Below are 19611 nucleotides of genomic sequence, written 5' to 3' on the forward strand. Positions count from 1 at the left end.
CTTACGGCAAATGGCACATTCATTGCAAAGATCTTCCCTTGCGACATGGGGTCGCATGAGGAGGAAACTCAATGAACATGAACAGGCGGCAGTTCTTCAGGGTCTGCTCCGCCGGGCTGGGAGGGTCGTCCATCGCACTGATGGGATTCTCACCGACAGCAGCCCTCGCGGAAGTACGTACCTATAAACTCGCCCGCGCCACCGAAACACGGAACAACTGTCCGTACTGCTCGGTGTCCTGCGGCGTACTCATTTACTCGACCGGCGACAAATCCAAGAATGCGCCGGGCAAGATCATTCATATCGAAGGCGATCCGGACGATCCGGTCAACCGTGGCAGCTTGTGCCCCAAGGGCGCCGGCCTGATGGACATGGTCAACAGCCCGACCCGCCTGAAATTCCCGGAAGTACGCGAACCGGGCAGCAACGAATGGAAGCGCATTTCCTGGCACGAGGCTTTTGAGCGTATTGCCAAGCGGATGAAGGCTGACCGCGATGCCAACTTCATTCCCAAGAATGCGGCCGGGGTCACAGTCAATCGCTGGAACACCTTCGGCTTCCTGGCCAGCTCATCGGCCAGCAACGAATCCGGTTACATCACTCACAAGGTTCTGCGCAGTCTCGGTTCCGTCGCTTTCGACACCCAGGCCCGTATTTGACACGCTCCCACGGTGGCCAGTCTGGCTCCGAGTTTTGGGCGTGGCGCGATGACCAACCATTGGGTTGACATCAAGAACACCGACCTTGTTTTCGTGATGGGCGGCAATCCTGCCGAAGCGCACCCGTGCGGCTTCAAGTGGGTGATCGAAGCAAAAAAGCAGCGTAAGGCCAAGCTGGTCGTGGTCGACCCGCGCTTCAACCGTACAGCATCCGTCGCTGATTATTACGCACCGATTCGTCCGGGTTCCGACATCGCCTTCCTGAGCGGCGTCATCCAGTACCTGTTGTCGAACGACAAGATTCATCACGAATACGTCAAGCACTACACCAATGCCTCGTTCCTGATCGATGAACGTTTCGGGCTGGAAGACGGCCTGTTCTCGGGCTACAACGCCGAGAAACGCACCTACGACAAGGATTCCTGGAAATACCAGTTCGACAAGGACGGTTACGCCAAGGTCGATGAGACCCTGCAAGACCCGAACTGCGTCTTCCAGATCATGAAGAAGCACTACGCCCGGTACACGCCGGATGTCGTGGCCAAGATCACGGGGACACCCAAGGAAGCCTTCCTCAAGGTCTGCGAATACATCGCCGAGACCGCCGCCCCCAACAAGACGATGACCAACCTGTATGCGCTGGGCTGGACCGAGCACTCGGTCGGCACCCAGAACATCCGCAGCATGGCGATCATCCAGCAGTTGCTCGGCAACATGGGCATGGCCGGTGGCGGCATCAATGCGCTGCGCGGACACTCCAACGTTCAGGGCATCACCGATCAGTGCCTCTATTCCGACGCACTGCCGGGCTACCTCGGTGCACCGCTGGATTCGGATCTTGACCGCAAGAGTTATCTGGAAAAACGCACGCCGAAAGCGATGCGGCCGAACCAGATGAACTTCATGCAGAACTACCCGAAATGGTGGACCAGCCTGATGAAGTCCTGGTACGGCAAGGAAGCGACGCCGGAAAACGACTTCTGCTACGACTGGCTGCCGAAGAAGGATGTCTCCTACGACGTGCTCGCCATGTTCGACCGGATGTACCAGGGCAAGATGACTGGCTTTGTCTGCCAGGGCTTCAATCCGCTGGCCTCGGTTGCCAACAAGAAGAAGGTCGGCGACGCACTGGCCAAGCTGAAGTACCTGGTGATCATGGATCCGCTGGTGACGGAAACCTCCGAATTCTGGAAGAACCACGGCGAGGTCAACCCGACCGACCCGTCAACCATCCAGACTGAAGTGTTCCGCCTGCCGGTCGCCTTCTTTGCCGAAGAAGCCGGCACCTGCACCAACTCCGGCCGTGTCGTGCGCTGGCACTGGAAAGCCGTGGAAGGACCGGGCGAATCGAAGAGTGACGCCGACATCATGGCCCACCTCTACCTGACGCTGAAAGCCATGTACGCCAAGGATGGCGGCGCCTTCCCCGACCCCATCCTCAAGCTGTCCTGGCCGTACCGGATCACCCACGAGCCTTCGCCTGAAGAGTTGTTGATGGAAATCTCAGGCAAGGCCCTGAGCGACCTCTACGACCCCAAGGATGCCACCAAGCTCCAGGTCAAGGGTGGCGACCAGCTGGCCAGCTTTGCCTTCCTGCGCGACGACGGCAGTACGGCTTGCGGCAACTGGATTTACAGCGGCTCCTGGTCACAAGCCGGTAACCTGACCGCCCGCCGCGACAGCAGCGACCCGTCCGGCCTCGGCCAGACGATGAACTGGGGCTTCGCCTGGCCGGTCAATCGCCGCATCATCTACAACCGCGCCTCGTGCGACCCGTCGGGCAAGCCGTGGGATGCGTCACGTACCGTGATCAAATGGCTGGGTGACAAGTGGGGTGGCAATGACGTGCCCGACATGCGTCCGGATGCAGCACCGGATCAGGGTGTGATGCCTTTCATCATGAACCCGGAAGGTGTTTCCCGTCTGTTTGCCCGCGACCTGGTGGTCGATGGTCCGCTGCCGGAACACTACGAGCCCTTCGAGTCGCCGCTCGAAAACAACCCGATGCACCCGAAAAATGCCAAGGCCAAGAGCAATCCGGTCTCGCGCATCTTCAAGGGCGATCTGGAAGTATTCGGCACGGCCAAGGACTTCCCGTACGTCGCAACCACCTACCGCCTGACCGAGCATTTCCACTTCTGGACGCAGCACAGCAAGATCAACGCGATCCTGCAGCCGGAGCATTTCGTGGAAATCGGTGAGGAACTGGCCAAGGAAAAGGGCATCAAGGCCGGCGACAAGGTCAAGGTGCGCTCCAACCGGGGCTACATCAAGGCCGTGGCGGTCGTCACCAAGCGCATCAAGGCACTCGACGTCGATGGCCAGAAGGTGCACACCATCGGTATCCCGCTCAATTCCGGCTTCACCGGCCGGACCAAACCGGGTTTCCTGACCAACACCCTGACCCCGGCCGTGGGCGATGCCAATACGCACACGCCAGAGTACAAGGCGTTCCTGGTCAACATCGAGAAAGCTTAAAGGAGAGCTGATATGGCACTGCAATCGCTAGACATCAAACAGCGCTCCGCGACCACGACACCGTCCACGCAAGTGCGGCAGACCGTCGAAATCGCCAAGCTGATCGACGTATCCGTCTGTATCGGCTGCAAGGCCTGTACGGCGGCGTGCATCGAATGGAACGACATCCGCGGCGAAGTAGGCAACTGCGTGGGCATCTACGACAACCCGGTCGACATGTCGGCCGATGCGTGGACGGTCATGCGCTTCACCGAGACGGAGCAGAACGGCAAGCTGGAATGGCTGATCCGCAAGGATGGCTGCATGCACTGTTCCGATCCTGGTTGCCTCAAGGCCTGCCCGTCACCGGGTGCAATCATTCAGTACAGCAACGGTATCGTCGATTTCAACCAGGAAAACTGCATCGGCTGCGGCTACTGCGTGACCGGTTGCCCGTTCAACGTACCGCGCATGTCGCAGAAGGACAGCAAGGCCTACAAGTGCACGTTGTGTTCCGACCGGGTGGCCGTCAACCAGGCTCCGGCCTGTGCCAAGGCCTGCCCGACCGGCGCCATCCAGTTCGGTGCCAAGGAGGACATGAAGGACTATGCCGAGACACGGATCGCCGACCTCAAGGAACGCGGTTACGACAAGGCCGGCCTGTATGACCCGGAAGGTGTTGGCGGCACGCACGTCATGTACGTGCTGCACCATGCCGACCAGCCGAACCTGTACGCCGGCTTGCCGGCCAATCCGTCGATCAGCCCGCTGGTCTCGTTGTGGAAGGGCTTTGCCAAGCCGCTCGCCACGCTGGCCCTGGCCGGCGTTGCATTGGGCAGCCTGTTCCATTACGTGACCAAGGGTCCGAACGAGGTTTCGAAAGAAATCGAAGACGAGATCGAGGCTGAAGATGCGTTGGCAAATAAGGAGGAAGCAAAATGATCCGCGACCCGAAAGACCTCAAGCGTTACGAGCCCAAGGAACGGGCCAACCATTGGGTCGTGGGCATCAGCTTCATCCTGCTCGCGCTCTCCGGACTGGCCTTCTTCCACCCGGCGTTCTTCCCGCTCACCCAGTTGTTCGGCGGCCCGGTCTGGGCCCGCATCATCCACCCCTACCTCGGGATGCTGATGGCGGTCTCCTTCCTCGGCCTCTACATCCGCTTCAAGCATCTCAACAAGATGACCCCGGCGGACAAGGAATGGCTGGCCAAGGCGAAGAACATGGTGGATGGCAACGACCACGACATGCCGGAACAGGGCAAGTACAACGGCGGCCAGAAAGTCATGTTCTGGGTTCTCGCCGTGTGCATGCTGCTGATGACGGTCTCCGGCCTGTTCATCTGGCGTGCCTGGTTCGGCTTCGACATCACACTCGTCCGCCTGGGCGCCGTGGTGCATGCCGCAGCCGGTGCGGTGATGATCGCCATGATCATGGTCCACGTCTATGCCGCCATCTGGGTCAAGGGCACCATCCGCGCCATGTGGTACGGCACGGTCACCCGCGCCTGGGCCAAGCAGCATCACCGTGGCTGGTATCGTCAGGTGACCGGCAAGTAAGTCGCTGGTCCGTGTTTAGTTTTACCTTGCGTTGAGGGGGCTGCGCAGAGATCATCTCTGCGCCCCCCGCTTTTTTTGAGTCACCATGCAGACCCAACCGATCGACTTTCATCCTCCGGCCGAAGAAGCAGCCGCTTTCCTTTTGCCGGTCATCAGCCATCTGTTCAGCGAACGTGCCGAACGCTTTGCCCATCTGGTCAAAGATCACGCCCTGGGCGACTGGCTCGATTTCCTGGGACAACTCAGCCAGGCCCAGCACGCCGCACTGAAAACCCTCCCTGAACTGGCGCTCCCCGATGCGGCTGCGCTCGCTCAGGCGCAGGCCCACGGCATGCCGCCACTCGACCCGGAATCCCGCCCGGACGCCTGGTATCCGGTTCTCCGCCAATTGGTCGGCGAACTGAGCCAAAACGCACCAGCCACGGCGCGCCAGGTACTGAATGAACTGGCCAGCGCCAGCGACGACCAACTCGACGCACTGGCCACCGCCCTGCTCAGCGGGGAAGTCACGCCAGAAAATGCCGCCGCCCTGCCGTTCGTCGGCGCGGCACTGCAAGTCGTCTATAGCGCACTGGCCAGCCGGCTGGCCAGCGATCAACTGAAGAAGCTCGATGTACAGGGTGTCTGTCCGTGCTGCGGCAGCCTGCCGGTTGCCAGCATCGTCCGTCTCGGCTCGGCAATCAACAATCTGCGCTACCTGCACTGCTCGCTGTGCAACACCGAATGGAATGTATCGCGCGCCACCTGCACGACCTGCGACACCGACAAAGCGGTCGCACTGCATGAAGTCGAAGGCTCGAAAGGAGCCGTCCGGGCAGAAACCTGCGATAGCTGCAAAAGCTATCTGAAAATTGTCTATCAGGAAAAAGATCCGCGGGTGGACCCGGTGGCCGACGACCTCGCCACACTGGCACTCGACATGCTGGTCGATGAGGCCGGCTATAGTCGCAGCGGCCCCAACCTGTTCCTGATCGGCGCCGGTACCTGAACGCCCTCGGCACACCTCGGTTTCATTTCCAACCGCATTAATGGTTTCCCGGCCGAACCGACCGGGAGCCTTTTTTCTACCCGGTCCGGGTGAAAGTCCATGAACGAAAAACGCCATCTTCCCGCGGTCGACCGCGTCCTCGGCCAGCTTTCCGAGCTGATTGAAATCCACGGTCGCCAACTGGTCACCGGCTGCATCCGGGCCGAACTGGCCGCAGCGCGCGAAGGCCTCAAGCACGGTTTGCCGCTGCCAGAAGAAAGCACCCTGCTCGCCGCCATCCAGCGACGCGCCGATGCCGCCGGGCAAGCCAATCTGCGCGCCGTCTTCAACCTGACCGGTACGGTGCTGCACACCAATCTCGGCCGCGCCCAGCTGGCTGAAGAAGCTATCGCCGCGATGGTCGATGCTGCCCGCGCGCCTTGCGCCCTCGAATACGACCTCGCCTCCGGCGGCCGGGGCGACCGCGACGACCTGGTTTCCGGCTTGCTCGCCGAGTTGATTGCCGGCGGCTCGCCCGACATCGCCGCGACCATCGTCAACAACAATGCTGCCGCCGTGCTGCTCACACTCAACGCACTGGCCCAGGGCAAGGAAGCCGTCGTTTCACGCGGCGAACTGGTCGAGATCGGCGGCGCTTTCCGCATCCCCGACGTGATGCGCCGGGCGCAGGTCAAGCTGCACGAAATCGGCACGACCAACCGCACTCACGCCAAGGATTTCCAGGAAGCAATCGGCCCGAAGACCGCGCTGCTGATGAAGATTCACACCAGCAACTACGCCGTCACCGGCTTCACTGCCGCGGTCGACGAGAAAATCATTGCCGAAATCGCCCACGCCGCCAATCTGCCTTTCGTCATCGACCTCGGCAGCGGCACCTTGTGCGACTTCGCGGCCCACGGCCTGCCGGCCGAGCCGACGCCGCAGCAAGCCCTGGCGGCGGGTGCGGACATCGTCACCTTCTCGGGCGACAAACTGCTCGGCGGCCCGCAAGCCGGGCTGATCGTCGGGCGCAAGGATTTGATCGCCAAGATCAAGAAAAACCCGCTGAAACGCGCCCTGCGCGTCGGCAAAACCACGCTGGCTGCACTCGAAGCCACCTTGCGCCTGTACCGCGACCCGGACCGGCTGGCCGAACGCCTGCCGACGCTGCGCCTGCTGACTCGCCCTTGCGCCGAAATCGAGGCCACCGGCCAACGCCTGCTGACGGCGGTGCAAAGCGCCCTGGAGCCGCTTGCCACAGTCGGCATCGAAGCCTGCAGCAGCCAGATCGGCAGCGGCGCCTTGCCGGTCGAACGCCTGCCCTCCACCGCGCTGGTCGTTCGCCCGACGGCGAAAAAGCCGGGTAAAACGCTGTTGACCGTGGAAGCCTCCTTCCGCCGGCTGCCGACGCCGGTCATCGGCTATATCCGCGACGACGCGTATCATCTCGACCTGCGCTGCCTCGAAACACAGGATGAAGCCCACTTCCTGGCGCAACTGGCTCAACTGACGTTCTGATTTTTTACCGGACACCCGATGTCGCACTTTCTCTTCCTCAATGCCAGCACCCGCGAACCCGGCCATGTCGGCAACAGCGAAACACTCGCCCGCCATGCCGCCGCCGCACTGCCGGCCGAAGCCAGTCAACGCTGGCTCAAGCTGGCCGAACTGGACATTCCGCCCTTTGTCGATCTGCGCCACACCGCCGGCAGCTACCCGATGCCGGAAGGTGACGTCAAAACCCTGCTCGACGCCACGCTGGCGGCAACCGATCTGGTCTTCGTTTCGCCGGTTTACTGGTTCTCGATTCCCTCGCCGCTGAAAACCTGCCTCGATCACTGGAGCGCCTGGCTGCGCGTCCCCGATCTCGACTTCAAGCAGCGCATGGCCGGCAAGCGGCTGTGGGTCATCGCGACCAGCGGCAATCGCGAAAAAGCCCAGCCGATGCTCGACAGCTACCGCCTGTGCGCCGAGTTTCTCGACCTGCAATGGCAAACGCCGCTGTGGGGCAAGGGCGGTGCGCCAGATACCGTGCTCGGCGACGCCGCTGCGATGGATGCCGCCCGGCACTACTTCACGGCTGCCTGACGCTTCATGATCATCGGCACCGCCGGTCATATCGACCACGGCAAAACCACGCTGGTCAAAGCGCTGACCGGCGTCGACTGCGACCGCCTGAAGGAAGAGAAGGCGCGCGGCATTACCGTCGACCTCGGCTACGCCTACACGCCGACGCTCGGCTTCATTGACGTGCCCGGCCATGAAAAGCTGATCCACAACATGCTGGCCGGGGCCACCGGCATCGACTTCGCGCTGCTCGTCATCGCCGCCGACGACGGGCCGATGCCGCAGACCCGCGAGCATCTGGAAATCATCGAGCTGCTCGGCATCCGCCAAGGCGCCATCGCCCTGACCAAGATCGACCTGGCTGATCCGGATGGCACGGTCGACCGGCAAAAGCAGGCCGAAATCGAAATCCGCGCCCTGCTGGCCGGCACGGCGCTGGCCGATGCACCGATTTTTCCGGTCGCGGCCAATAGCGGTCGGGGCATTGCCGAACTGCGCAGCCATCTCGACCGGATCGCCGGAGAACAGGGCGCACGCCCGCCGAGCGGCGGCTTCCGTCTCGCCGTCGATCGCTGCTTCACGCTATCCGGCGCCGGTACCGTCGTCACCGGCACCGCCTTCGCTGGCACGGTCAAAGTCGGTGACCAGTTACTGCTCTCCCCCGCCAGACAAGCGGTGCGGGTACGCAGCCTGCGCGTGCAGGATGCGCCCGCCGAATCCGGCCACGCCGGGCAACGCATCGCACTGGCTTTGGCCGGTATCGAAAAAAGCGAGGTTGAGCGCGGCATGTGGGTGGTTGCCCCGGCCCTGCATGCGCCACTGCGTCGCTTCGATGCCAGGATTCGCGTCCTGGCCGGCCAACCAGCGCTGAAACACTGGACCCAGGTTCACCTGCACCTCGGGGCCGAAGATGTCCCGGCGCGCGTCGCCCTTCTGGCCGGCGAGCAGATCGAACCGGGCAGCGAAAACTGGGCACAAATCACCGTCGACCGCGACATCGGCACGCTGGCCGGCGACCGTTTCATCCTGCGCGACGCCTCGGCCCGCCACACCATCGGCGGCGGCATCGTGCTCGACATCGCCCCGCCCAGCCGCAAGCGGCGCAGCCCGGAACGCCTGGCCATGCTCGCCGCACTGGCCGACAGCGACCCGGCCAAAGCTTTGCAACTGGCCGCCGAGCAGCAGGCCGCCGGTGTCGAACTGAGCGTCTATGGCCTGAACCGCAACCTCGACAGCGCCGCACTCAAGGCGCTCAGCCAGCGCCTCGGCCTGAAGCTGGTCGGCGATCTGGCCTTCGCGCCCGGCCGCTGGCAAGCACTTGAGGAATTGCTCTTCGCCGCGCTCGCCGCCGAACACCAACGCGCGCCCGATCAGCCCGGTGTCGAACGCGATCGCCTGCGCCGTCTGACCCTGCCGACCTTGCCGCGCCCGGCCTTCGATGCCCTGCTGGCACAGCCCCTGAAGGATGGCCGCATCGCCCAGAGCCATGCCTGGCTGCACCTGCCCGAGCATCGGGTGCAACTGGCGCCAGCCGACCTGGAACAATGGCAAATCCTCAAGCCGCTGCTTGATGCCACGCCATACGCCCCGCCGCGCGTGCGCGATGTCGCCCGCCAGAGCGGCATGGGCGAAGACAACGTCCGCGGCCTGTTCAAGCGCATTGCCCGGCATGGCGACGCCTGGCCGGTCGCCCACGACCATTACTTCACGGCAGCCGCCGTCGCCGACTTGGCCCGGCGCGTTGCCGAGCTGAACGCCAGCGAAGGCTGCGCCCGAGCAGCGCCATTGCGCGACCAGATCGGCGGCGGACGTAAAGTCGCCATCCATATCCTCGAATTCTTCGACCGCATCGGCTACACTCGCCGGGTTCGCGATACGCACATCCTGCGCGGCTCGCCGGAGCAATTCGGCTCATGAACAACGGAAGGAATCGTTCCCCGGTGGGACGGACGGTCTTCAAAATCGTCAGGGCCTGTCAAACAGGCTTGGGTAGGTTCGACTCCTGCTTCCTTCCGCCATTTTTCAACTGCTAAATGGCCCATACCCCCTTCTCCGGATCTATCCCCGACGACCGTCTGTATTGCCCAAGGCACGATATGTGGGTTCAGGAAATCGGTCACGATGAAATCCTGATCGGCGCAACCAGCTTCGGCATTTTCCTGGCCGGGGAAATCATCGCCTTCACCAGCAAGCCCAAGGGGGCGGAAATCGATATCGGACGTGGCATGGGCACGGTTGAATGCCGCAAGACGGTGCTTGCGGTCCACGCCCCGATTTCATTCGATTTGCTCGAAGGCAACGATGACGCCGAGGAGCACCCCAAGCGGGTCAACACCGAACCTTACGGCGGCGGCTGGATGGCTCGCGGCCGGGCGCGCAACTGGCTGGACGAAAAGCGCGGGCTGCTCGATGCAGCCGCTTACCGGCAACACATCCTCAAGCTCGAACCGGAGGCCACATTTGGCTGACAAACTGGCGCTATTGCTCTGGGCTGCCAATCCAGACCACCCGGAACTGTGCGTCACCCCGTTGATCCATGCGCTGGCTGCGCGTGCCCTCGATGCAGACGTCGAGATTCACTTCGCCGGCCCGGCCGTCAGGCTACTGGTCGAAGGTGTCGCCGATAACCTTTATGCCACCGCCGCAAAGGAAAAATCCGTCGGCGAGTTTCTCCGTGAAGCCTGCGCCGAAGACGTCCGCCTGCTGGCCTGCAGCATGGCCCGTGCCGCCTGGGTCGGCGAACAGGAAACATTGATCGGAGCAGCGGGGGCCGCCGGGGCAACCGCTTTTATTGCCCGAACCCTCGACCCGACCTGGCGGACGCTCGTTTTTTGATGCCCCGCCAGCAGATTACCGGCGTCATCCTTGCCGGCGGCCTTGCGCGCCGCATGGGTGGCGTAGACAAAGGTCGCCAGTTGCTCAACGGCAAACCGCTGGTTGAACACGTCGCAGCTCGCCTGGGACCACAGGTGCAGACCTTACTAATCAATGCCAATCGCAGCCAGGACGATTACGCTCCCCTGGGCTATCGCCTGATCGAAGATGCCCTGCCCGATTTCCCCGGGCCGCTTACCGGTCTGCATGCGGCACTCGGCGTGACCGAGACGCCTTTCGTCATCACTGCGCCCTGCGACTCTCCCTATCTGCCGCTGGATCTGGTGGCTCGCCTGTACACCGCCTTGCAACAAAATGACAGCAAAGTGGCAATTGCCACCGCCGGAGGACGCCAGCACCCGGTTTTCTGTCTGTGTCACCGCGACCGCTTCGATGCGCTTGACCATTTCCTGCGCAATGGCGGCCGCAAAGTCATGCATTGGTGTGCGGAAAACCAGGCCGTCGAAGTCGACTTCCCCGAGCAGATCGACGCTTTCCGGAATTTCAATACACTCAATGACTTGAAAGCGCCCTGAGACATCTCCTTATTGTGGAAAACCACTATTGCAGCGCAGCATCAAACGACTATCCTCGCGCCCGGCAAACCACAAAATATTGTTTCAGGAGAACCGCAGTGAACGTCAAGATCCATTACCGGATTACCCAGGACCGCGCCGGCATTCCGCAGGATTTCACCGGCGCCCGCCGCTTCGCCGCTTGCGAAGGCCAGGCTATCGAAGATATGGCCCGTACCGAACTGGCTGCTGACTACCAGATCCCGACCAGTGCGGTCGAGATCTGCCGCATCGAGCACTGAACAGCGCTTGCTGCAGGTGCAACATTTGGTTACACAAGGCTACGAAAGCACGACAGACGAGAGAAGCGGCGGCGCATACACTTCAGTTGTGCATTGAACCCCTCCTCTCGAAACTCCCCCTTTCGAGAATTTCAACCCCGCCACTGGCGGGGTTTTTTTTGCTCAGCTGCCAAAGTTAAGCCGTTATAATTACGCACTTTTATTTTTGCGCAATGAGGTAATCAGCATGGCCGAGCAGCACTCTTCCAAGAGCATCATGTGGGCAACGATCATTATCGCCATCGTTCTGATCGCCATCGTCTTCCCGCTTACCGTCAAGAAATCCACCTCGGCTGCCGATGCTGCCAAGGGTAACGATGAAGCTGATGTCCGCATTCAACCGGTTGCCAAGTTCGAACTGGCCAAGGCTGCTGCACCTGCTGCCGGCGGCGCACCGAAAGATGGCGCTACCGTTTTCAACACCGTTTGCGGCGCCTGCCACAACACCGGCGCAGCCGGCGCACCGAAGGCTGGCGACAAGGCCGCCTGGGCACCGCGTCTCGGCCAGGGCAAGGATGCACTGTACAAGAGCGCTATTGGCGGCAAGGGCGCCATGCCGCCGAAGGGTGGCGCAGGCGATCTGTCCGACGGCGAAATCAAGGCGGCCGTTGATCACCTGATCGGCCTGTCCAAGTAATTTCCCGGCTTGCATCAAAAAGAGGGAGGCTCCGGCCTCCCTCTTTTTTGTCCACGCAAAAAAGCGCCTTGTGAGCGCTTTTTTGTGGGGTGCAGCTTTTGGAGGGCTGCTGGCCAGAACTGAGTCGAGTCTTATTTCTTGACGGCTTCTGCTGCCTTGGCTGGCTCGGCAGCAACTGCGGGTTCAGCCTTCTTGCTCGCCTTCTTGGCTTTCTTGACCTTTTTATCGACCGGAGCGGCGGCTTCTTTCTTCGCTTCCGGCGCCGGCGTGGCAGCCGCTGGCTTGGCTTCTGCTGCCTTGGCTTCGGATTTCACAACCGCTTCAGCGGCCTTGGGTGCCTCGGCCTTGACGGTCGCGGCAGCTGGAGCGGCAACGGCCTTGAGGTCGGCGGCGGCTGGCTTGACGTCAGCAGCGTGGGCGATACCGAAAGCGGCGGCGATAACAAGTGCGAAAATTTGCTTGGTCATTTTGAATCTCCTGATTGATTTATTCGGTAGTTCATCCGGCTTTGCGAAATTGCGCTGCCTTGTGTCGAATAACGCAGGCCGTTACGGCCCGGATGTCATCAGAAAAGTAACTCGTCGTAACGGTGTATGACCAAACCGTTAGCGCTTGTTGCCGGCCAGCATGGCTTTCATGGCATCAAGCCGGGCGCTGCCGGTCGCCTTGTCGGGCGGCGCATCCTGCTTGCCTCCGAGAAAACGGACATCGTCCTTGCCCATTTCATCGATGAAGCGCGATGGTTCGCAAGGAACGAACTCACGTGCCTGCTTGCGCCGCTCGCAGTAGGAGATATGCAGGGTACGCTGGGCGCGGGTGATGCCGACATACATCAGGCGGCGCTCTTCTTCGATCTTGCCCGGATCGGTGGACTCGCGATGCGGCAGGATGCCTTCCTCGACACCGACCAGAAAGACATGTTTGTATTCCAGCCCCTTCGAAGCATGCAGCGTCGATAGCTGGACGGCATCGACCTCTTCGTCGTTCTGCTTGTCGAGCATGTTGATCAGCGCAATGCTCTGGGTCAGGTCGATCAGTGTCTTGCCATCGAGCTCGCCCTTCTTGTTCAACCAGTTGGCAAATTCGCAGACATTGGCCCAACGCGTCTGCGCGGTGCGCTCTTCCTCGTGGTCGTACAAGAAACCTTCGTAATCGATCGCCTTGAGCAAATCCGGCAGCACCTGATGGGCCGGCTCGCGGCTGGCTCGCCCCTGGGTACGGTTGATGAACTGGCAGAATTCGAGCAACGGCTCAATCTGGCGCGGCTGGACGCGATGCGCGAAGCCTTCCTCGAAAGCCGCCTGGAACAGCGAAATATGGCGTTCGCCGGCATAGGTGCCGAGCGCCTGGAGAGTCGCCGCGCCAATCCCGCGCTTCGGCGTTGTGGCGGCACGGATGAAGGCCGGATCGTCATCTTCGTTGGTCAGCAAACGTAGATAAGCGATGATGTCCTTGATCTCGGCCTTGTCGAAGAAGGATTTGCCGCCGGAGAGCAAATAGGGAATCCGGTGGTCGCGCAGGTATTCCTCGAAGGTTCTTGCCTGGTGGTTCGAACGATAGAGGATGGCGTAGTCCTTGAACTTGCCGCGATGCTCGAAGCGATGCGCCTGCAGCTTCATGATCACGCCTTCGGCCTCGGCATCGTTGTCGCGGCAGGTTGTCACATGGATAGGCTCGCCCAAGCCAAGCTCGGACCACAGCTTCTTGTCGAACAGCTTTTCATTGTTGGCAATGACGTTGTTCGCCGCCTTGAGGATTGTCACGGTCGACCGGTAATTTTGCTCGAGTTTGATCACCTTGAGCGCCGGGAATTCGGTCGGCAGCTTCTTCAGGTTTTCAATGTCGGCACCGCGCCAGCCGTAGATCGCCTGATCGTCGTCACCCACGGCGGTAAACTGGGCACGGACCCCGGTCAGCAACTTGAGCAACTGGTATTGGCAGGCGTTGGTGTCCTGGTATTCATCGACCAGCAGGTAGCGCAGGCGGTTCTGCCACTTGTCGGCAATCTCCGGATGTTCGCTGAACAGCTTGACCGGCAGACCGATCAGGTCATCGAAATCGACCGCCTGATAAGCCTTAAGCGTCGCTTCGTAGGAGAGGTAGGCATGGGCGGCCAGTTTTTCGTGCTCGTCGCGCGCCATGTGCAACGCACCTTCGGGAGTCACCAGCGCATTTTTCCAGTTCGAAATGATCGATTGCAAAATACGCAGCGTGGCCTTGTCGACCGTACCGGCCACCTCACCGATGATGCCGCCGCAATCGGCCGAGTCGAAAATCGAAAAGCGCGGCTTGTAGCCGAGCGCCTTGGCCTCCTCACGCAGGATGCGCACACCGAGCGAGTGGAAGGTCGAGATTTGCAGCTCGTCGGCCAGCGGCTTGGAGAGAATCTTGCCGATCCGCTCCTGCATTTCCTTCGCCGCCTTGTTGGTAAAGGTGATGGCGGCAACGTTACGTGGCTGGAAACCGCACTCCTGGACGAGATAGGCGATCTTCTGCGTAATCACCCGCGTTTTGCCCGAGCCGGCACCGGCGAGCACCAACAAGGGGCCGTCGAGGTAGTGGATTGCTTCGCGTTGCTGAGGATTGAGGCCGGACATCGGGATCGAAAACGAAGCGCCCCGGATGAGCGGGGCGCGAATTTGAATCAGCTAATTTTAGCAGCCAGGCCGCGTCGCACGGACTAAATCAACGAGCATCACACCGTGTCATCGACATGCGGCAGCGCCAGACTGAGTGCCCGCAGCTTGATCAAGGCCTCACCATGCCCACCCAGCACAACCAGACGCGCGGCCACACTTCGGGCCTCCTGCAAGACCTGCTGACTGCCTTCGAAGGGGCCGAGCGAACGGGCATCGACCTCGGCCATTTCCTGTTGCAGGCTGCGCTGGCGGTCGTTCTCGACGGCCGCCAGCGCCTCGACCCGGCGAATCTGCTCGCCATGTGGCTGGCGCAAGCTTTCCCTGGCATCAATCGCCCGGGGCTGCGTCGTCGAATCAAGGCGTTTCAGTTGCATTCCAGTCTCCTGACTGTATTGACGGCGGCTGAAACGCCCGACTTTAATTTACAGGGCGCCGAACACTTTCTTGAGCAGCGAGCTGCCGGCCCCAAGCGGGTTGGCGCGGAGTTTCTTTTCTTCCTCGGCGATCATCGCAAACAGGCCATCCATCGCCTTTTGCGTGACATAACCATCGAGGTCGGCATCTTTCTGGTCAATCAGGCCGCTGCTTGCCGCCTTGCCGGCAAAAGCGTTGTATTGCCCGGCCAGATCAAGCTTCTGGGTCGATGCCTTGACGATAGGCATGAACTTGGCGGTCAGTTGCTCGGTCGATGTCCGCTTGAAATATTGCGTCACGCTGTCTTCACCGCCGGTCAGGATGCCCTTGGCGTCCTGCACGCTCATCTTCTTGATCGAGTCGCTGAGAATCGGCTTGGCTTCAGCCACGGCCTGCTCAGCCGCATGGTTCATCGTTTCGATCAACTGGTCGGCCTGCTTGCCCATGCCGAACATGCGCAGCCCTTTCTCTGCCTTGTCGAGATAGCCCGGCAACGGAATCTTGACCTTGCTGTTGCCAAGGAATCCACCCTCCTTGCCGAGCGAGGCCACGGCATAGTCAGCCCCCTTGGCCAGAGCTTCCTTGACGCCGGCGCTGGCATCGCCGCTTGAAATGACATCCAGCGCCCCGGCCTGGGCGAATGCTGCGGTCAACGTCAGGCAAAGGGCAAAAACGGTTTTTTGAAGGATACGCATGGAAATCTCCGCGGATAAAAACAATCAGACGATATCGAGATGGTTCAGACCGCTACTCAGGTCACGATCCTTCGACTCCTTGCCATACAACTTGATCTGCAAGCGCAGGTCATTGAGCGAATCGGCGTTGCGCAATGCATCTTCATAGCTGATCTTGCCGGCTTCGTAGAGATCGAACAGGGCCTGGTCGAAGGTCTGCATGCCCAGCTCGCGCGACTTCTTCATGATTTCCTTGATCTCATGCACCTCGCCACGGAAGATCAGATCGGCGATCAGCGGCGAATTGAGCATCACCTCGATCGCGGCAACCCGCCCCTTGCCGTCTTTCTTGGGCAGCAGGCGCTGGGAAACCATGGCCCGCATATTGAGCGACAGATCCATCAGCAATTGCTGGCGACGCTCTTCGGGGAAGAAATTGATGATCCGGTCGATCGCCTGATTGGCGCTGTTGGCGTGCAACGTAGCCAGCGCCAGGTGGCCGGTTTCGGCGAAGGCGATGGCGTAATCCATCGTGTTGCGGTCGCGGATTTCGCCCATCAGGATGACATCCGGTGCCTGGCGCAGGGTGTTCTTCAAGGCCGGCCCCCAGTCGTCAGTATCAACGCCGACTTCGCGCTGCGTCACGATGCAGTTCTTGTGCTCGTGCACATATTCGATCGGGTCTTCGATGGTGATGATGTGGCCGAAGGAATTCTCGTTGCGGTAATCGACCAAGGCAGCCAGCGAGGTCGTCTTGCCGGTACCGGTGCCGCCGACGAAGATGATCAGGCCGCGCTTGCTCATCGCCAGATCCTTGAGCACCGGCGGCATGTGCAACTCATCGAGTGTCGGAATCGTCATGTTGATCGTCCGGCACACGACACCGACGCGACCTTGCTGCACCAGCGCATTGACCCGGAAGCGCCCGATACCGGAAGGCGAAATGGCGAAATTGCACTCCTTGGTCGCCTCGAACTCGGCCGCCTGGCGGTCGTTCATGATCGAGCGGGCCAGCTCGGCGGTGTGTTGTGCCGTCAATACCTGGTTCGACACCGGCGTCACCTTGCCATCGATCTTGATCGCTGGTGCAAAACCGGCGGCGATGAACAAATCGGAGCCTTTCTTTTGCGACATCAGGCGCAAAAGATCGTGCATGAACTTCATTGCCTGATCGCGTTCCATATTTTTCCTTGGTTTTTATGCCGCGACCGATCAGGCCGGGAAAGCATCCTTGTTCGATGCCTTGTTGCGGGCATCGTTGCTCGAAACAATACCGCGCCGAACCATGTCCAGCAGATTCTGATCCAGCGTCTGCATGCCGACATTCTGGCCGGTCTGGATCGCCGAATACATCTGCGCCACCTTGTTTTCACGAATCAGGTTACGGATGGCCGGCGTGCCGATCATGATTTCATGGGCGGCCACGCGACCGGCGCCATCCTTGGTCTTGAGCAGGGTCTGCGAAATGACGGCGCGCAGCGACTCGGACAGCATCGAACGAACCATTTCCTTTTCTGCCGCCGGGAAAACGTCAACGATACGGTCGACCGTCTTGGCAGCCGAAGAAGTGTGCAGCGTGCCGAATACCAGGTGGCCGGTTTCGGCCGCCGTCAGAGCCAGGCGGATGGTTTCGAGGTCGCGCATTTCGCCGACCAGGATCACGTCCGGATCTTCGCGCAGCGCCGAGCGCAGGGCGTTCGAGAAAGACAGGGTATGCGGCCCGACTTCACGCTGGTTGATCAGGCACTTCTTGGCATCGTGCACAAATTCGATCGGGTCCTCGACCGTCAGGATATGACCATAGTGGTTCTCATTGACGTGATTGACCATCGCCGCCAGCGTCGTCGACTTGCCCGAGCCGGTCGGCCCGGTGACCAGTACGATACCGCGCGGATACTCGGAAATTTCGCGGAAAATCTTCGGACAGTTGAGCTCTTCCAGCGTCATGACCTTGGTCGGAATGGTCCGGAAAACGGCGCCGGCACCCCGCTGCTGGTTGAAGGCATTGACCCGGAAACGCGCCAGGTTGGGAATTTCGAAGGAGAAGTCGCACTCCAGCGTTTCTTCATAAACCTTGCGCTGGCCGTCATTCATGATGTCATAGACCATGCCATGAACATCTTTGTGCTCCATCGGCGGCAGGTTGATCCGCCGAACATCGCCGTGCACCCGGATCATGGGCGGCAGGCCGGCCGACAGGTGCAAGTCGGAAGCCTTGTTCTTGACGCTGAAAGCCAGCAGTTCGGTAATGTCCATGGATCGTCCTTGAGGCGCGTGTATACTGGAAACTGACGTAATTCCAAAAGATTATGAGCGCAATCGCTACCAACCTGCAAGCAATCAGGGAACGCATCGCCCGGGCCGCCATCGCAGCCGGTCGTGCGCCCGATTCCGTCCATTTGCTGGCCGTCAGCAAGACCAAGCCGCTGGCCGATGTCCTGACGGCAGGCGCAGCCGGACAGCATGCCTTTGGCGAAAATTATCTCCAGGAAGGTAGCGAAAAGGCGCTTGCCACGGTCGACCACGGTTTTGAATGGCATTTCATCGGCCCGCTGCAAAGTAACAAGACCCGCCAGGTCGCCGAACACTTCGCCTGGGTCCATTCGATCGAGCGCCTGAAGATTGCCGAACGCCTGTCAGCCCAGCGCCCCATCGGGTTGCCGCCGCTTCAGGTGTGCGTCCAGGTTAATGTTTCCGGCGAAGCCAGCAAAAGCGGCTGCGCCCCGGATGAAGCGGTCGCCCTGTGTCTGGCCGTCGCCGCCCTGCCCAAGCTGAACCTGCGCGGCCTGATGGCAATTCCCGAACCCTGCGATGACCCGGCCGCACAACGCGAACCTTTTCGTCGGCTCAAACTGATCGCCGACGCAGTACGGGCAGCCGGCGTGCCGCTCGACACCCTTTCCATGGGCATGTCCCACGATCTTGAAGCTGCCGTTGCCGAAGGTGCGACGATTGTCCGCATCGGCACGGCCATTTTTGGTGAAAGAAACGACACATGAAGATTACTTTTCTTGGCGGCGGCAATATGGCCAACGCGCTGATCGGCGGCATGCTGAAACAGGGGTTTGTCGCAGCAGATATCAATGTCATCGATCCAGGCAGCGAAGCCCGTGAAAAGCTGAGCGCAACTTACGCGGTCAACTGCTACGCGGCAGCCGAATTGCTGCCCGCCGTCGGCGACCTGCTGGTGCTCGCCGTCAAGCCGCAACAGATGAAAGAAGCTGTCGTACCGCTCGTCGGCAAGCTCGGCCAGGCGGTTGTCGTCAGCATCGCTGCCGGCCTCGACCTGGAAACGCTGGCACGCTTCCTCGGCGGCCATCGCCATATCGTCCGGTGCATGCCGAACACCCCGGCCCTGATCGGCGCCGGCATTACCGGCCTTTGCCCGCTGCCGGAAGTCAGCCAAGCCGAACGCGAAGCGGCCGACCGCGTGCTGCGCGCCGTCGGCAGCACTGTCTGGATCGATGACGAAGGCAAGATGGACGGCGTCACCGCCGTTTCGGGCAGCGGCCCGGCCTACGTCTTCCTGTTCATCGAGGCACTGCAGCAGGCGGCAGCCGACCTCGGCTTCACACCGGAACAAGGCCGCCAACTGGCCATCGAAACCGTCCAGGGCGCGGCCGCCCTCGCCGCTCAATCGCCAGAACCCGCTTCCGTACTGCGCGAACGGGTCACCTCGAAAGGCGGCACCACGGCAGCTGCCTTGCAGGTGATGGCCGACAAAGGCGTCAAGGAAGGCATCATCGCCGGCGTCATGGCGGCTGAAGCCCGTGGTCAGGAACTTGGCAAGCTGCTCGGAGCCGCCTGA

Annotated in this window: 20 protein-coding genes and 1 tRNA gene; 15 read left to right on the forward strand and 6 right to left on the reverse strand. The window is 61.2% G+C overall.

Annotation, left to right across the window (positions count from 1 at the left end; translation table 11 throughout):
- Window positions 1-71 precede the first annotated feature (71 nt).
- The 13 genes from fdnG (at window position 72) to KI614_RS14920 (ending at window position 12076) form a co-directional block, all read left to right on the forward strand.
- Window positions 72-3137, forward strand: coding sequence for a formate dehydrogenase-N subunit alpha (gene fdnG, locus KI614_RS14860; RefSeq protein WP_226406626.1), 3066 nt, complete (start codon window positions 72-74; stop codon window positions 3135-3137).
- 12 nt (window positions 3138-3149) lie between these two features.
- Complete coding sequence (gene fdxH, locus KI614_RS14865) at window positions 3150-4058, forward strand: formate dehydrogenase subunit beta (RefSeq protein ID WP_226406628.1); 909 nt, start codon at window positions 3150-3152, stop codon at window positions 4056-4058.
- Complete coding sequence (locus KI614_RS14870; protein ID WP_226406630.1) at window positions 4055-4675, forward strand: formate dehydrogenase subunit gamma; 621 nt, start codon at window positions 4055-4057, stop codon at window positions 4673-4675. The genes fdxH and KI614_RS14870 overlap by 4 nt, the downstream gene beginning before the upstream one ends.
- A gap of 85 nt (window positions 4676-4760) precedes the next feature.
- Window positions 4761-5663 (forward strand): formate dehydrogenase accessory protein FdhE, encoded by a 903-nt coding sequence (fdhE, locus tag KI614_RS14875; protein ID WP_226406632.1) that lies wholly within the window; start codon window positions 4761-4763, stop codon window positions 5661-5663.
- Window positions 5664-5762: 99 nt separating this feature from the next.
- Window positions 5763-7160: an L-seryl-tRNA(Sec) selenium transferase gene (gene selA, locus KI614_RS14880; RefSeq protein WP_226406634.1), complete on the forward strand. Its 1398-nt coding sequence runs from the start codon at window positions 5763-5765 to the stop codon at window positions 7158-7160.
- A gap of 18 nt (window positions 7161-7178) precedes the next feature.
- Window positions 7179-7730: a flavodoxin family protein gene (locus KI614_RS14885; protein WP_226406636.1), complete on the forward strand. Its 552-nt coding sequence runs from the start codon at window positions 7179-7181 to the stop codon at window positions 7728-7730.
- Window positions 7731-7736: 6 nt separating this feature from the next.
- Window positions 7737-9626: a selenocysteine-specific translation elongation factor gene (gene selB / locus KI614_RS14890; RefSeq protein WP_226406639.1), complete on the forward strand. Its 1890-nt coding sequence runs from the start codon at window positions 7737-7739 to the stop codon at window positions 9624-9626.
- Window positions 9627-9631: 5 nt separating this feature from the next.
- Window positions 9632-9727, forward strand: a tRNA-Sec gene (locus KI614_RS14895).
- A gap of 78 nt (window positions 9728-9805) precedes the next feature.
- A complete protein-coding gene (locus KI614_RS14900; protein ID WP_413464164.1) occupies window positions 9806-10177 on the forward strand; it encodes a glycine cleavage system protein H in 372 nt (123 codons plus the stop codon).
- Window positions 10170-10544 carry a DsrE family protein gene (locus KI614_RS14905; RefSeq protein WP_226406642.1) on the forward strand — a complete coding sequence of 125 codons (375 nt, stop codon included), beginning with the start codon at window positions 10170-10172 and terminating at the stop codon, window positions 10542-10544. The genes KI614_RS14900 and KI614_RS14905 overlap by 8 nt, the downstream gene beginning before the upstream one ends.
- On the forward strand, window positions 10544-11119 hold the full coding sequence (gene mobA, locus KI614_RS14910; protein ID WP_226406643.1) for a molybdenum cofactor guanylyltransferase MobA: 576 nt from the start codon (window positions 10544-10546) through the stop codon (window positions 11117-11119). The genes KI614_RS14905 and mobA overlap by 1 nt, the downstream gene beginning before the upstream one ends.
- A gap of 98 nt (window positions 11120-11217) precedes the next feature.
- The gene (locus tag KI614_RS14915; protein WP_203467820.1) at window positions 11218-11400 is read left to right on the forward strand and encodes a hypothetical protein; all 183 of its coding nucleotides are present in this window, start codon (window positions 11218-11220) and stop codon (window positions 11398-11400) included.
- Window positions 11401-11626: 226 nt separating this feature from the next.
- Window positions 11627-12076, forward strand: coding sequence for a c-type cytochrome (locus KI614_RS14920; protein WP_226406644.1), 450 nt, complete (start codon window positions 11627-11629; stop codon window positions 12074-12076).
- Window positions 12077-12207: 131 nt separating this feature from the next.
- Here the strand turns inward: KI614_RS14920 and KI614_RS14925 are convergent, their stop codons facing one another.
- The 6 genes from KI614_RS14925 to KI614_RS14950 all read right to left on the reverse strand — a co-directional run bounded on the left by KI614_RS14925 (window position 12208) and on the right by KI614_RS14950 (window position 18059).
- Complete coding sequence (locus KI614_RS14925) at window positions 12208-12543, reverse strand: amine oxidase (protein ID WP_226406645.1); 336 nt, start codon at window positions 12541-12543, stop codon at window positions 12208-12210.
- A gap of 138 nt (window positions 12544-12681) precedes the next feature.
- Complete coding sequence (locus KI614_RS14930) at window positions 12682-14673, reverse strand: UvrD-helicase domain-containing protein (RefSeq protein WP_203467823.1); 1992 nt, start codon at window positions 14671-14673, stop codon at window positions 12682-12684.
- A gap of 98 nt (window positions 14674-14771) precedes the next feature.
- Complete coding sequence (locus KI614_RS14935; protein WP_226406646.1) at window positions 14772-15089, reverse strand: hypothetical protein; 318 nt, start codon at window positions 15087-15089, stop codon at window positions 14772-14774.
- Window positions 15090-15137: 48 nt separating this feature from the next.
- The gene (locus tag KI614_RS14940; RefSeq protein ID WP_226406647.1) at window positions 15138-15824 is read right to left on the reverse strand and encodes a DUF4197 domain-containing protein; all 687 of its coding nucleotides are present in this window, start codon (window positions 15822-15824) and stop codon (window positions 15138-15140) included.
- 24 nt (window positions 15825-15848) lie between these two features.
- Entirely contained in the window at window positions 15849-16985 is a 1137-nt protein-coding gene (locus KI614_RS14945) for a PilT/PilU family type 4a pilus ATPase (RefSeq protein ID WP_319002666.1), read from the reverse strand.
- A 30-nt stretch (window positions 16986-17015) separates the two neighbouring features.
- Window positions 17016-18059, reverse strand: a complete 1044-nt coding sequence (locus KI614_RS14950) for a type IV pilus twitching motility protein PilT (protein WP_203467827.1) — start codon at window positions 18057-18059, stop codon at window positions 17016-17018.
- Window positions 18060-18112: 53 nt separating this feature from the next.
- Here KI614_RS14950 and KI614_RS14955 point away from each other — a divergent pair, with 53 nt between their 5' ends.
- Both KI614_RS14955 and proC read left to right on the forward strand, forming a co-directional pair.
- Window positions 18113-18802 (forward strand): YggS family pyridoxal phosphate-dependent enzyme, encoded by a 690-nt coding sequence (locus KI614_RS14955; RefSeq protein WP_226406648.1) that lies wholly within the window; start codon window positions 18113-18115, stop codon window positions 18800-18802.
- Window positions 18799-19611, forward strand: coding sequence for a pyrroline-5-carboxylate reductase (proC, locus tag KI614_RS14960; protein WP_226406649.1), 813 nt, complete (start codon window positions 18799-18801; stop codon window positions 19609-19611). Before KI614_RS14955 ends, proC begins: the two co-directional genes overlap by 4 nt.

It is taken from the genome of Dechloromonas denitrificans (assembly GCF_020510665.1).
In the GTDB taxonomy this organism is placed as follows: Bacteria; Pseudomonadota; Gammaproteobacteria; order Burkholderiales; family Rhodocyclaceae; genus Azonexus; species Azonexus denitrificans_B.